Origin of the sequence: Solwaraspora sp. WMMB335, from assembly GCF_049179075.1 — a bacterium.
Lineage (GTDB): Bacteria > Actinomycetota > Actinomycetes > Mycobacteriales > Micromonosporaceae > Micromonospora_E.
In genome coordinates, this window is record NZ_JBMHMF010000001.1 from 5,004,588 (window position 1) to 5,017,799 (window position 13,212).

Here is a 13,212-nt window from a genome sequence, read left to right on the forward strand (position 1 = left end):
GACGTGTACGGCGACGACTCGATGACCGTGGGACAGCTGGCGCTGCTGGCCGTACTCGGTCTGCCCGCGCTCGGCGCGCTGATCCTCGCCCTGCCGGTCGGCGGGGACCGGGCCGGCCGGATCACCGGCACCGTGTTCGCCGCCCTCGCCTTCCTGGCCAGCCTGCCGTTGCTCAGCGGCCCGCACGGCACCGGCTGGTTCGCGTACGGACCACCGCTGGACGGCCCGCCCGGCGTCCTGCCGTGGCACCAGCTCGACCTGGCCTGGGTGCCGGCGCTGGACCTGCGGTTCCAGCTCGGCGTCGACGGCATCTCGTACCCGCTGGTGCTGCTCACCACCGGGCTGACCCTGCTCTGCTGCGGCTACACGCTCTGGCGTGCTCCGCATGCCCGACCCGGCCGGCCGCTGGTCGCGTTGCTGCTGGTCATCGAGTTCGGCATCGTCGGCACCTTCCTCGCCCTCGACCTGGTCCTGTTCTTCGTCTTCTTCGAAGTCGTCCTGCTGCCCATGTACGCGATCATCGCCGGATGGGGCGGTGACGGTGACAGTGCCGGCGGGGACGGCGCCGGTGAGGGCGGGGACGGCGCTGGCGGCCGGCACCGGGCGGCGGCGACCAGGTTCGCGCTCTACACCCTCGCCGGCTCGGTCCTGCTGCTGGTCGGGGTGGTGACCGTGGTCGTCGCCGCCGGCACCGCCGACCTGACCGTGCTCACCGGCGGCGCGGGACTGTCCCGGGGCACCCAGCTGGCCGCGTTCACGCTGCTGGCGCTGGCCTTCGGGGTCAAGGCGCCGCTGTGGCCGCTGCACAGCTGGCTGCCCGACGCGCACAGTCAGGCACCCACCGTCGGCAGCGTGATTCTCGCCGGGGTGCTGCTCAAGATGGGCACGTACGGGCTGATCCGGGTGGCGGTCGGGGTCGCCCCGGAGGGTGCCCGCTGGGCGGCACCCGTACTCGGCACGCTCGCCGTCGCGGCGATCGTCGTCGGCTCGCTGGTCTGCCTGGCCCAGACCGAGCTGAAACGGCTGATCGCGTACTCCAGCGTCGGGCACATGGGCTTCGTCCTGCTCGGCATCGCCACCCTCACCGCCACCGGCATCCAGGCCGCGCTGATCGGTAACATCGCCCACGGCATCATCACCGGGCTGCTGTTCTTCCTGGCCGGGGCGATCAAGGACCGCTACCACACCGGTGACCTGGCGGCACTCGGTGGGCTGCGCGAGCAGGCGCCGGCGCTGTCCGGGATCCTCGCGTACGCCGCCCTCGCCTCGCTCGGCCTGCCCGGACTGGCCGGCTTCTGGGGCGAGGCGTTCGCCGTGGTCGCCGCGCTGCAACGCGGTGGTGTGCTGTGGACGGTGCTGGCCGTGGTGGCGGCCGTCGGGGCGGCGCTGACCGCCGCGTACCTGCTGCGGATGCTGCGCCGGGTGACCCACGGCCCGGCCACCGAGGCGGTACGGGCGGTGCCGGCCGGCCCGATCGTCGCCGTCGAAGCGTTGGCCTGGGCGCCGCTGGTGGTGCTCGCGCTGGTCGTCGGGCTGGTGCCGGCGTTGGTGCTCGGCGTCGCCGAGGCGCCGGTCACGACCCTGCTGGAGGTGATCCGGTGACCGGCGAGGCCGCCGCCCAGTCGATCGACCACCTCGCGCTGCTGCCCGCGTACCTGGCGGCGGCGACCGCGGTGGCGGTACTGCTGGCCGACCTGTTCGTGGCCCGCTGGGCGGTCACCGCACTGACGGCGGTGGTCGGGTCGGGTACTGTCGCCGCCGCCGCGCTGGCCGCGCAGGGCCGACCGGTGCGGGGTACGTTCTGCGGCTTCGCCGCCGGATCCGGGACGGACGGGCCGTTCGCCTGCTCGTACCTGGCAGACAACCGGGCCGCGCTGGTCGCGCTGCTGTTCGCGGCGCTGACGGCGGGTGTGCTCGGCTTGTCGGTACCGTCGCTGCGTACCGGCGCGGTACCGGCCGGCGAGTACTGCTTCCTGCTCGTCTGTTCGATGACCGGTGGCGTGGTGCTCGGCGCGGCCGGCGACCTGATCACCCTGATCGTGGCGGTCGAGACGCTGACGGTGCCGCTGTACATCCTGGTCGGCCTGCACCGGCGGACGGTCGCGGCGGCCGAGGCGGCGGCGACGTTCTTCGTGATCAGCGTGGTGTCGACGGCGGTCGCGCTGCTGGGCGCGGCACTGCTGTACGCCGCGTACGGGGTGGTGCACCTGGACCTGCTCGCCGCGGCCAGCAGTGTGGTCGAACCGGGCAGCGCGATCGCTGGCGTGTCGGCCGATGGGCACGCCCGGCTGGTCCGGGTGGCGGTGGTGCTGCTGCTGGTCGGGTTGTCGTTCAAGGTGGCGGCGGTGCCGATGCACGCCTGGGCGCCGGCTACCTACGACGGGGCGCCGTTGCCGGTCGCCGCGTACCTGTCCACCGCCTCCAAACTGGGCGGGATCGTCGCGATCAGCTACGTCGTCGTGGACGGGCTGGGCCCGCAGCTCGCGGTCTCCGGGCCGGTGCTGGCCGTGGTCGCGGTGCTGACCATGACGGTCGGCAATCTGGTGGCGCTGCGGCAGACCCGCATGGTCCGGTTGCTGGCCTGGTCGTCGGTGGCCCAGGCCGGGTACATCCTGGCGCCGCTCGGCGCGGCGATCAGCGTGGCGGGCCGGGACGACGAGGCGCGGACGGCCGCCGTCGCGGCGGTGTTCGCGTACACCGTCTTCTACGTGGTGCTGGAGTTGACCGTGTTCGCCGTGGTGGTGACGCTGCGGCCGGCCGGTGCCGACGGCGGCACGATCAGGGCGTACGCCGGGGCGGCGCGCCGGCGGCCGTGGGTAGGTGCGGCGCTGGCGCTGGCGCTGGCGGGACTCGCCGGGCTGCCCCCCGGCCTGGCAGGCCTGTTCGCCAAGGTCGCGGTGGTCCAGGCGCTGCTGGTCGGCGGCGCTGGTTGGCTGGCGCTGGTGGTCGCGGCGAACGCGGTGCTCGGACTGGCCTATTACCTGCGGGTCGCGGCGACGCTGTACGCCCGCCCGGCCGACACCGGGCAGCCGGTCACGCCAGCTGCGACGGCGACGGCGACGGCGACGGTGGTTGTGGCCGGGCCGGTTGATGAGCGGGCGGGCTGGCCGGTGCTGGCCGTGGTGGTTGCGGCGGTGGCCGTTGCTGTTTGGTTGGGTTTTGCACCCCAAGTCGTCTTTGACGCAGTTTCGCAGTGACCAAAACCTGCGGCGATGGGTTGATTTTCAGTCAACTCTCAGCTAAGGCGGGACTGTGGCTGGGTATCCGGTGGTTGTACCTGCCGTGGGGTCCTGACGACCCGGTGGGAAGAAGGAGTGAACGTGCACAGCCACCACAACGGTCTCAAGACGGCAGCCCTGCTCGGCCTGCTCACCGCGATGATCCTGGGGATCGGGTACTGGTTCGGCGGCAGCGGCGGCCTGGTGATCGCCGTATTCGTTTCGCTGGCGATGAACGCCGGCACCTACTTCTGGTCCGACAAGATTGCGCTGCGCTCGATGCGGGCCCGGCCGGTCAGCGAAGCCGAGTTTCCGGCCCTGCACCAGATGGTGCGGGAGTTGGCCGCCGAGGCCGGCCAGCCGATGCCCCGGCTCTACGTGAGCCCGACCATGCAGCCGAACGCGTTCGCCACCGGGCGTAACCCGCGCAACGCGGCGGTCTGCGTCACGCAGGGGATCGTGCAGATCCTCGACTACCGCGAGTTGCGTGGCGTGATCGGGCATGAGCTGTCCCATGTCTACAACCGCGACATTCTGATCTCCAGCGTGGCGGCCTCGCTCGCCGGGATCATCACCATGCTGGCGCACCTGGCGTGGTTCCTGCCGTTTGGCGGCAGCGACGACGATGAGGGCGCCAACCCGCTGGCCCTGCTCGGAATGCTGATCCTCGGCCCGCTGGCCGCGTCGGTGATTCAACTGGCGATCAGCCGCAACCGCGAGTACCAGGCCGACGCCTCCGGTGCCGCGCTCACCCGGGATCCGCTCGCCCTGGCCAGCGCGCTACGCAAGATTCACATGGGTACGCAGCGGATGCCGTTGCCGGCAGAGGGCCAGCTCGCCAGCTCCGCCCATCTGATGATCGACAACCCGCTGCAAGGCGGCGGCCTCGCCGCCTTGTTCTCCACTCACCCGCCGATGGAACAGCGGGTGGCTCGGCTGGAGGAAATGGCGTACCGCAGCGGTCCGGTTCGGTACCGACGCTGACCTGCGGCTGGCAGGCCAGCCCTCCGCGGCCGGCAGGCCAGGCCGACCGGTCTCAGGTGACCGGACCCGCAGCCCCACCGGGAAAATCCGGTGGGGCTGCGGGCATCGCGGCGTTAGGGTGACAGACCGGTCGCCCGTTGCCGCGCGGCCTCTTGCCCGGCCGCTGCCGCTCGGCCGCGGTGGCGGACACCGGTCGGGTGACGGTGGTAGCGGTCGGGTGAACGGGAGGATCTCGTGGCTGGCTTGGGCAAATACGCTGCGGTCTGGCGCATCCCCGGCGGCCCGACACTGCTGATCCCGGGTGTGCTCGGCCGGCTCAGCATCGGTATGACCCCCCTGGCGCTGCTGCTGGTGGTCAGCGATGTCACCGGCCGGTACGCGGAGGCCGCCGTGGCGGGCGGCGTCTACGCCCTCGCCGGGGCCACAGTCAGCCCGATCGCCGGGCGGCTGGCTGACCGGCTCGGCCCCGGCCCGGTCCTGCTGGTCACCGGTGCGGCACATCCGCTGGCCCTGATCGTCCTGCTGCTCACCACCCGGAGCGGTACGCCGACCCTGGCGATCTACCTGGTGTCCGGGCTGGCCGGGGCGACCTATCCGCCGCTGAGCGCCGCCATCCGGGGCGCCTGGAACGACCTGACCAGCCCGGCGGGCGGCCGGTACGCGTTGCGTAACACCGCCCTCGCCGCCGAGACCACCATCTTCGAGGTGGTCTTCGTCATCGGGCCGTTGCTCGTCGCCGCGTTCGTGGTCGTCGCCGACGCGGCGGCGGCACTGATCGCCGCAGCCGTGCTGACCCTGTTCGGCACCACCGTCGTGGCGCTTGGCCGGGCGATGCGCGGTTGGCGGCCACATCCACCGGAGAGCCACGCCCGAGGGCTCGGCCCGCTGCGGGTACCAGGATTCCCGGCGTTGTTGGCCTGCGTGGGCGGTCTGGGTACCGCGTTCGGCACCGCTGGTGTCGCGGTGCCGGCATACGCCTCCAGCCACCAGGACGGGGGCGGCGACGGCGGCAGTCTTGCCGGCATCCTGCTCGCCGTCTGGGCGGTCGGCAGCGCCAGCGGCGGCGTCTACTTCGGCACCCGCCGGCCGGCGCTCAACGCCACCCGGCAGTTCGCCTGGTTGCTCGCTGCCGTGGCGGCCACCTTCGTCGTGTACGCGGCCATGCCCCACCCGCTGGCGCTAGGTACCGCGTTGCTGCTCGGCGGTGCCGTGATCGCTCCGGCGCTCACCGTCGAGAACACCATGGTCGGCCGAATCGCTCCGGTCAGCATGCTCAACGAGGCGTACACCTGGGTGGCCACCATGGCGGTCGGAGCGAGCGCCGCCGGTGGCGCCGTCGCCGGAGTGATCATCGACAGGGGTGGCGGGCCGGCGGTGGCCTTCCTGGTCGCCGGTGCCGCGGTCGGGCTGGTAGCGCTGCTCGCCGCATGGCCGGCCGGCCCGATCAGCCGCGCCGAGTCCCGTGCCGTGCTGGACGTCGATCGGGTGTTGCTGACCGAGACGGCCTGACTCAGCGACCGTTACCGTGAGCCGACGCAGCGTCAGCGGTAGTTGGTGAACTGCAGTGCGACGCCGAAGTCCTCCTGCTTGAGCAGTGCGATCACGGCCTGCAGGTCGTCCTTCTTCTTGCCGGTCACCCGCAGCTGGTCACCCTGGATCTGGGCCTGTACGCCCTTGGGACCGTCGTCGCGGATCTTCTTGCTGATCGCCTTGGCCTTGTCCGAGTCGATCCCCTGAATGATCTTGCAGTCGATCTTGTACGTCTTGCCGGACGAACGCGGCTCGCCGGCGTCGAGCGACTTCAGTGAAATGTTCCGCTTGACCAGCTTTTCCTTGAACACGTCGAGGCTCGCCTTGACGCGCTCCTCGGTCTCCGCCTGCAAGGTGACGGCCTCCTCGCCGGCCCAGGCGATCTCGGCACCGGTGCCGCGGAAGTCGAATCGGGTGGAAAGCTCCTTTTCGGTCTGCCGGAGGGCGTTGTCGATCTCCTGCCGGTCGACCTTGCTCACGATGTCGAACGACGGGTTCGCTGCCATGATCTGCTCCTGCCAGGTGCGGTCTCGTAGGATGTCTCGGATGTTGACGGGCGGTTGCCTCCCGCCGACCGTACCCGGTTGCGGGGACGCCCGGTGATACCGCTATCCTTGCCTGCGTTGCCCCCCGCTTGGCGGGGCGGTACGTCTGGCGGGTTGCCCGAGCGGCCAATGGGAGCGGACTGTAAATCCGTCGCGAAAGCTACAGAGGTTCGAATCCTCTACCCGCCACCAGGCGACCCAACAGCCCTTGACCTGCACCAACAGGTCGAGGGCTGTTGCCGTACGGGCGGTGTTGCGTCCTGGCCGGTCCGGTTGAATCCAGCCGTCTACGGCAAGCCGTGGGCGGATAGCGGTCAGGTTGATCTTGGTCCCGTTCTTGGACCGGCGCGGCAGCCGGACGCCCCAACCTCGATGGCGACTGGCCCCGCCGGCTTCCGTACCGCCTCGCGGGTTGTGGGATCCTCTGGGTATGCAGAGCATCCGGAAGGACCATGCCGCGTAGGCGCCCGATGCAGGTGTGGACTTCCAATCTCCGCGCGCAGCCGCTGGACAGTCGCACGTCTGACGCTCCCGCTTCACGGAGGGCGCTGTCGCGCGGGCGCTTCGGGCGTGGGCGGACTTCGTCCAGGACCCGTGGCACCGGCTCTGGGACCCACAGTGCGGCTGTGGCGTGATGGAGTGTTGCCCAGACCCGCGAGAGGTCCGTCAGATCCTCGAAGCGGCGGCCCACGTGCTGCCAGCACCGGACGCCCGTTGGTTCAGGGCAAGGGTCGCCAAGATCGACGAGTTGTGGTGACCATCTGGCAGCCGCCCAGGGCGCGGCGTCTTGACCCGGCCCGCCAAGCGGGGGGCCTCCGGCCGAGGAGCTGTTGCATGAGGCGCTGTACCTGTACGGGTTCAACCCGCGTCGCTGGTCGGACGAGGTGCCCGGGGAGCCTGCGGCGTCGTTGGCCTGGCTGGAATCGGCTTCGTTGGTTCGAATCCTCTACCCGCCGCCAGGCGACCCAGCAGCCCTGACCACGGCCGACGTGGTCAGGGCTGCTGTCGTCGGCCGAGAGCTCCGTGCGCCAGGACGTGGCTGGCGCAGGACGAGGACCGGCGCCGAAACCATCCGCCGATCCTGCCGGAGTTGTTCATTCGGAAAGTGCAATAACGGGTTGCCTGCAGGCCGCAGGTACTACTGTTGCTCGACCCGCATGTGTCGGACTACTGATTGACTTCTGCCTGGCGTGTAGCCCAGGCGGGTTTGCCTGGTGTAATTCGGTCAGACTCGCCCGGTTGACCGAGTTTTGCCTAGCACGGCACCGGCTTGTGGTGGTACTGCGAACCTTTGACGGGCGGCGTGCGTCGGTGCCGATATGGACGGCAATTGTAGGGTGGAACTTCTATGAGTCCTTATCGGCCGCTCGTGTGGTAGCTGCGGCGTTCCGGGGATTCAATGTATAGACGTCATTCGAACGACGTCGCAATTCGCGTCAGCTATCAGAGAGATTATGGTTGTATGGGATTAGTGCTACTTATGTCTGATATATAACTTTCTGCAGTGGGTGTCGGAGTGGCGACCGGATGCGCCCGGTGGCCCAGGGCTCCGACGCGGGTGGGGTGGCTGTCCGCCCACGGTCGCCGGGTGACCCGGGCGGGCACCTACCGCGTACCGGTCTGCGTGATCCGCCAACTGTGTGGCATCTGGCTCCGGTTTCGCCAGTATCACGGTCTTCGGAGTGCGATTTCCGAACTTGTGAGTAGCGACTGTCGCCGAGCCGTGACCCGGATGGGACACCGCCGGCTGGCGGGTAGGGCTTAGCGTCGATATGCGGCGACGGTCTGTGCTGACCGCACCGGGTGTCCGAGTGCTCGGCAGGGGCTGGCTGATAGGCGATTCTCGTCCCAAAGCACCATAGAAAATATCTTCCTCTGGATTGATCTTAAATCCGGCATATCAGTCATAAGAAAAGGGATTCCTCCCAGTCCCGTCGGCTACTTCGATGACTGTCGCTGTTGGTTCTTGTCATCGGCCCCCGTGGGCGCGACACTCTTGGCGTCCGTACTGACCTGCAGGGGGGACGAAAGCCGCCGAGGAAAGACGGTTCTAAGGTTGTCCTCGTCCGATTGGCTAGGATCAACGGTGCTGAAGGTGCCGGCCGGTCGCGTCAACCTATCGCCCATGCCGTCCGGTGTGGCACCATCAGGTCTCTGCCCTTCATCCGCGTAACTCTTTCACCTTGCTTCGACAGGAGTTTGCACATGCGCGCACACACGATGGGCCGCCGGCTCGGCAGGGTCGTCGCGGTCGCCGCACTAGGACTTGCTGTGTCGCTCACCGGTGCCGCGGCCGCCTACGCGCAGGCCGCGGCGCTGCCCGAGGCCGGCGAGGATCTCGTATCGGTCGAATCAGTGGCAAAGTCTGCGATTGCCGACTCCAGCGAGGGCGCAGCCGTCTCCCTTCGTGACTTCGAGTGGCTGTGAGTAGGCTTTCGCCGTACGTCGGCTACTGATGAAGGGTTCCCGTGCCTAGGCCGCAGACGATCGGACGGCATTCTCTGGAGCGTGGGTGGTTCGTTACAGCGCCACTCGCACTTACCGCTGTCCTCGTCTCCGTCGCCCTAGGCATCGGGCACCCGGATCCTATCGGTGACTGGTGGAGCGGGGTCCTTTTCTTCGGCCTTTTCCTCGCCGCCAACACAGCGCGTCTGATCTTCGAGGTCCGGCGCCAGGCGTTCTCGCTGAGCATCGGCGAGATCCCGTTTCTGCTCGGACTGTTCTTTCTTCCGCCGCTTACGCTGATCATCTGTCGGGTGCTGGCCGCGACGGTCGCTCAACTCAGCCGTATGCAGTCAGCGGCCCAACTCGGCCGGCCACTGACCCCGGTCAAGCTCTGGTTCAACATCGCGAACATCGCCGCCGGCACCTCGGTAGCCAGCGCGATCGTCGCCAACGCCGGCGTACTCGACGCGGTCGAGCCCCGTACCTGGCTCACGCTGGTCGCGGCGATGGTGGCGAACCTGCTCATCACCCTGGTGTCCGTGTTGATGGCAATCACCCTGGCCCAAGGGCGGCTGTCGCCGACAGAACTGACCACCACCACGGTGCCCGGTGTCCTGGTCGCCCTGATCAACATCACCTTCGGGCTGGTCGTCCTGATACTGCTGGCGCAGAGCCGGTGGACACTGATCCTGCTGGCTGCTCTTGTGACGGTCTTCGTGCTGGCCTACCGGGCCTACGCGCAGTCGCTGCGCCAGCACCGCACCCTGTCCGAGATCTACACGTTGACCAGAGCCATCGCCGACACCCCGCACGACGGCACCATCACCGACGTACTGCTCAAGCGGGTCCGGGAGATGCTCCAGGCCGAGTACGCCACCCTTTGGCTTCCGCAACGTGGCCGGTACGCGGAGGTCCTGCTGTCCGCCCGCGCGGATGACCGAGGGCTGGTCGACACCGCCGGGACGCCGCCGGCGATCCGGCAGCGGGTCTTCGAGACCGGCACCACCGTCGCGGTCGGCCCGAAGTTCGGCGAGGGGCCGCTGACCTCCCAGCTACGTGAGTGGGGCGCCAAGGACGCGGTGGTGGTCCCGCTGCGGGCCGGCTCGCTGGTGATCGGCTGTCTGGAGATCAGCGGTAGGCTCGGCGACTTTTCGCACTTCGGTCCGAGCGACATCCGGTTGCTGGAGGCGATCGCGGTGCACGCCGCGGTGGCGGTGGAGAATTCCCGCCTGGTCGACCGCCTGCGCTACGACGCCGCGCACGACGGGCTGACCGGGCTGGCCAACCGGCGCCGGCTGGCCGCCGCCCTCGACGAGTCGGTGACCATCCGTACGCCCGGCGAGGTCGTCGCGGTGCTGCTGTTCGACGTGGACGGGTTGCGCCAGGTCAACGAGTCCCTCGGGCACGCAGCGGGTGACAAGGTTCTCGCCGAGGTGGCCCGACGGTTGCGGTCCTCGGCACCGTCGGCGGCGCTGGTCGGCCGCAGTGGCGGGGACGAGTTCGTGGTGACCCTGCGTACCGAGAGCACCGCGGAGGCACTCCAGCTCGCCACCGAGCTGCGGGAGCAGATCCGCGACCAGATGGTGTTCGGCAACCTCACCCTCGACGTCGACACCGTGGTCGGGGTCACGGTCCACCCGGACCACGGCAGCGACGCGGCGACCCTGCTCCAACGGGCCGACCTCGCGGCCACCGCCGCGAAGTCGGTGTCCGGCAGCATCCAGCTGTTCAACCCGGCGTTGGAGTCGCGTTCGGTACGCCGCCTCGGTCTCGCCGGTGACCTACGGGTGGCGCTGGACGAATCGCAGCTCGAGGTCTACTACCAGCCGAAGGTGACGCTCAGCGGTCGCCGACTGGTCGGCGTCGAGTGCCTGACCCGGTGGGAGCATCCGACCCATGGTTCGGTGTCTCCGGAGGACTTCGTCGCGGTCGCCGAGCACACCGGACAACTTGGCCGGTTGACCGAGTTCGTCCTGCGTGAAGGACTGCGGCGCTGCCAGGAGTGGGACATCGGCCAGCAGCCGCTGCCGGTCGCGGTGAACCTCTCCGCCCGTACCCTGATCGATCCGGATTTTCCAGAGCTGGTGCGCCAGTTGCTCGACGAGTACCGAGTCGCTCCCGAGTTGCTCACTCTGGAGATCGCCGAGGCCGGTGTGCTCGACGGCACCGATCGGCCGATGCCGAGCCTGCGTCGGTTGCGCGATATCGGGGTACGGCTGTCCGTGGACGACTTCGGTACCGGCTACACCTCCCTCGCGCACCTGCGTCGGTTGCCGGTGCACGAGGTGAAGGTCGACCGTTCGTTCGTGCAGGGCATGGCGACGGACCCGGGAGATCTGGCCATCGTCAACGCGATCGTGACCCTGTCCCAGCAGTTCGGCCTGACCGTGGTCGCCGAAGGCGTGGAGAGCGAGCTCACCCTCGAGCTGCTGCAGGACATCAACTGTCAGGTGGGCCAGGGCTTCCTGTTCAGCCGCCCGCTACCGTACGAGCGGCTGGCCGCCTGGTATGAGGCACAAGCCGACCCGGAGGCCCTGCAGTCTAGCGAGGTTCGCCGGCTGCGTGCCGTGCCATGACCCGTCCTACAAGGCCCTGACCTGCGGCTGCGGGTACGGGATGATCTGATTTCACCTGGCGGGCGGGGACGTGTACTCTTACCTCTGCGCGTCCGCCCAGGCGTGTGGACAGGCCCCCTTAGCTCAGTCGGCAGAGCGTCTCCATGGTAAGGAGAAGGTCTACGGTTCGATTCCGTAAGGGGGCTCAGAGGGTTCCGCTGGACCCGTCACGGCGGTGTAGCTCAGGTGGTAGAGCAAACGGCTCATAATCGTTGTGTCGCCGGTTCAAGTCCGGCCACCGCTACGGTCGGTCTCGACGTGAGGCCGGTAGTTGAGGTTCTATGGGCGCCGAGGGTGCCTGCTTTGCATGTCCGCGTTCGCTCAGGCTACGCTGTCATGCCGTAGTTGTTCCGATAGCGAGGAAGGCACCCCGCCGTGGCCAAGGCGACCGACGTCCGTCCAAAGATCACTTTGGCGTGTGTGGAGTGCAAGGAGCGCAACTACATCACGCGGAAGAACCGCCGTAACGACCCGGACCGCATCGAGCTGAAGAAGTTCTGTCGCCGGGACGGCAAGCACACCCTGCACCGCGAGACCCGCTGACCGAGCCGGGCTTCCGGACCGGCGAGCGCCGGTGCAGGTCAGGCCAGCCCGTGGTGCCCATGACTCACCGGGTAGGTTCTGGTCATGCCCTTGGATCCGTCCTTCATCGGCCGTAGCTATCCGGCGAGCAGTCCGTACGTGGTAGGTCGGGAGAAGATCCGCGAGTTCGCTACGGCGATCGGTGCCACCGATCCGATCCATCACGAACCGGATGCCGCCCGCAAGGCCGGCTATCCGGACGTAGTCGCACCCACGACGTTTCCGGTGACCGTCACCATGGCGTCGATCGGCCGGATCGTCGCCGATCCCGAGCTCGGTGTCGACTACAGCAGGGTGGTGCACGGGGACCAACGGTTCCGCTACACCCGGCCGGTGACGGCCGGTGACGAGCTGGTCTGCACCGACTCGATCGAGGACATCATGTCTCGTGGCGGGCACGACTTTCTCACGATCCGTACGGAGGTGGCCACCGTTGACGGCGATCCGGTGGTCACCGTGTGGATGAAGCTGGTCGTGCGTGGGGAGAAGGGCTGATGCAGTTGCCCGTTCAGCGGTTCCGGGTCACTCGTGCAGATCTTATCCGGTACGCAGGTGCTTCTGGCGATTTCAACCCGATCCACTGGAGTGACCGGTTCGCTGCCCGAGTGGGCCTGCCCGGGGTGATCGCCCACGGCATGTTCACCATGGCCCTCGCCGGACGGGCGGTCGCCGAGTGGGCCGGCGGAGCGGACGCGGTGATCGAGTATTCCGTCCGGTTCGCTCGTCCGGTCGTGGTGCCGGACGACGACGAGGGCGCCGAGGTCGAGGTGACCGGTGTGGTCAAGGGCCGTACCGACGATGGGCTGACCAGGATCGATGTCTCGGCGGTCTGTGCCGGGGAGAAGGTACTGAGTCAGGCCAGGGCACTGGTCCGGGTCCGTGACTGAGTCGGCGCGGCAGGTGCTGCGGTTGCGGGCCGGCGGTGGGTGAGGTCCCCGGCGGGTGGGGTCGCCTGCCTGGGGGTGCCGGTACCGGTTGGGAAAGTTGTGGCCTTACCCGTACACTGGTCCGCCGTGGGGTTCGTGACCCCTGGCCAGTCCTGCATGGCCCGGTGGATTGCCGGTGACCAGGTGGGGGTGGGCAGGTGACGATCCGCACAGGGGTGTAGCTCAATTGGCAGAGCAGCGGTCTCCAAAACCGCAGGCTGCAGGTTCAAGTCCTGTCACCCCTGCGCCTAAGGCCTGACCGACCCCGGTGGGTCGGATGCCGTCCCCGTTGGCGGCCGTCCCGCAGGGAGATGGCCGGCGTGCACCAGCAGCGCGCGTCTGACCCGGCGCGTGACCCGACCACCCG

The 13,212-nt window shown here is 68.8% G+C and carries 10 protein-coding genes and 4 tRNA genes; 13 read left to right on the top strand and 1 reads right to left on the bottom strand.

The genetic code is table 11. The features are described 5' to 3' along the window. Positions 1 to 21: 21 nt before the first annotated feature. The 4 genes from ACN27F_RS21690 (at position 22) to ACN27F_RS21705 (ending at position 5,711) form a co-directional block, all read left to right on the top strand. On the top strand, positions 22 to 1,602 hold the full coding sequence (locus tag ACN27F_RS21690; RefSeq protein ID WP_421440375.1) for a complex I subunit 4 family protein: 1,581 nt from the start codon (positions 22 to 24) through the stop codon (positions 1,600 to 1,602). Then, positions 1,599 to 3,197, top strand: a complete 1,599-nt coding sequence (locus tag ACN27F_RS21695) for an NADH-quinone oxidoreductase subunit N (RefSeq protein WP_421436262.1) — start codon at positions 1,599 to 1,601, stop codon at positions 3,195 to 3,197. Before ACN27F_RS21690 ends, ACN27F_RS21695 begins: the two co-directional genes overlap by 4 nt. 123 nt (positions 3,198 to 3,320) lie before the next feature. Continuing rightward, entirely contained in the window at positions 3,321 to 4,202 is an 882-nt protein-coding gene (gene htpX, locus ACN27F_RS21700) for a zinc metalloprotease HtpX (protein WP_421436264.1), read from the top strand. Between the two features lie 234 nt (positions 4,203 to 4,436). Next, positions 4,437 to 5,711 carry an MFS transporter gene (locus tag ACN27F_RS21705; protein WP_421436265.1) on the top strand — a complete coding sequence of 425 codons (1,275 nt, stop codon included), beginning with the start codon at positions 4,437 to 4,439 and terminating at the stop codon, positions 5,709 to 5,711. A 32-nt stretch (positions 5,712 to 5,743) separates the two neighbouring features. Here the strand turns inward: ACN27F_RS21705 and ACN27F_RS21710 are convergent, their stop codons facing one another. Further along, a complete protein-coding gene (locus tag ACN27F_RS21710; RefSeq protein ID WP_421436268.1) occupies positions 5,744 to 6,238 on the bottom strand; it encodes a YajQ family cyclic di-GMP-binding protein in 495 nt (164 codons plus the stop codon). A 147-nt stretch (positions 6,239 to 6,385) separates the two neighbouring features. Between ACN27F_RS21710 and ACN27F_RS21715 the strand changes: the two genes are divergently transcribed. The 9 genes from ACN27F_RS21715 to ACN27F_RS21755 all read left to right on the top strand — a co-directional run bounded on the left by ACN27F_RS21715 (position 6,386) and on the right by ACN27F_RS21755 (position 13,090). Continuing rightward, positions 6,386 to 6,469 (top strand) — tRNA-Tyr (locus ACN27F_RS21715). Positions 6,470 to 8,482: 2,013 nt separating this feature from the next. Beyond that, positions 8,483 to 8,704: a hypothetical protein gene (locus ACN27F_RS21720; RefSeq protein ID WP_421436271.1), complete on the top strand. Its 222-nt coding sequence runs from the start codon at positions 8,483 to 8,485 to the stop codon at positions 8,702 to 8,704. Positions 8,705 to 8,745: 41 nt separating this feature from the next. Continuing rightward, on the top strand, positions 8,746 to 11,298 hold the full coding sequence (locus ACN27F_RS21725; protein WP_421436273.1) for a putative bifunctional diguanylate cyclase/phosphodiesterase: 2,553 nt from the start codon (positions 8,746 to 8,748) through the stop codon (positions 11,296 to 11,298). A gap of 112 nt (positions 11,299 to 11,410) precedes the next feature. After that, positions 11,411 to 11,483, top strand: a tRNA-Thr gene (locus tag ACN27F_RS21730). Between the two features lie 25 nt (positions 11,484 to 11,508). Next, positions 11,509 to 11,581 (top strand) — tRNA-Met (locus ACN27F_RS21735). 131 nt (positions 11,582 to 11,712) lie between these two features. After that, positions 11,713 to 11,880: a 50S ribosomal protein L33 gene (rpmG, locus tag ACN27F_RS21740; protein WP_123606165.1), complete on the top strand. Its 168-nt coding sequence runs from the start codon at positions 11,713 to 11,715 to the stop codon at positions 11,878 to 11,880. Between the two features lie 84 nt (positions 11,881 to 11,964). Next, positions 11,965 to 12,414, top strand: coding sequence for a MaoC family dehydratase N-terminal domain-containing protein (locus tag ACN27F_RS21745; protein ID WP_421436276.1), 450 nt, complete (start codon positions 11,965 to 11,967; stop codon positions 12,412 to 12,414). Continuing rightward, entirely contained in the window at positions 12,414 to 12,806 is a 393-nt protein-coding gene (locus tag ACN27F_RS21750; RefSeq protein ID WP_421436278.1) for a MaoC/PaaZ C-terminal domain-containing protein, read from the top strand. The genes ACN27F_RS21745 and ACN27F_RS21750 overlap by 1 nt, the downstream gene beginning before the upstream one ends. A 211-nt stretch (positions 12,807 to 13,017) precedes the next feature. After that, positions 13,018 to 13,090 (top strand) — tRNA-Trp (locus tag ACN27F_RS21755). Positions 13,091 to 13,212 lie beyond the last annotated feature (122 nt).

Excerpts from the sequence above, each read along its gene's own strand:
- ACN27F_RS21690 (WP_421440375.1), top strand. The coding sequence starts at position 22 with ATGACCGTGGGACAGCTGGCGCTGCTGGCCGTACTCGGTCTGCCCGCG.
- ACN27F_RS21710 (WP_421436268.1), bottom strand. The coding sequence starts at position 6,238 with ATGGCAGCGAACCCGTCGTTCGACATCGTGAGCAAGGTCGACCGGCAG.
- ACN27F_RS21720 (WP_421436271.1), top strand. The coding sequence starts at position 8,483 with ATGCGCGCACACACGATGGGCCGCCGGCTCGGCAGGGTCGTCGCGGTC.
- ACN27F_RS21745 (WP_421436276.1), top strand. The coding sequence starts at position 11,965 with ATGCCCTTGGATCCGTCCTTCATCGGCCGTAGCTATCCGGCGAGCAGT.
- ACN27F_RS21750 (WP_421436278.1), top strand. The coding sequence starts at position 12,414 with ATGCAGTTGCCCGTTCAGCGGTTCCGGGTCACTCGTGCAGATCTTATC.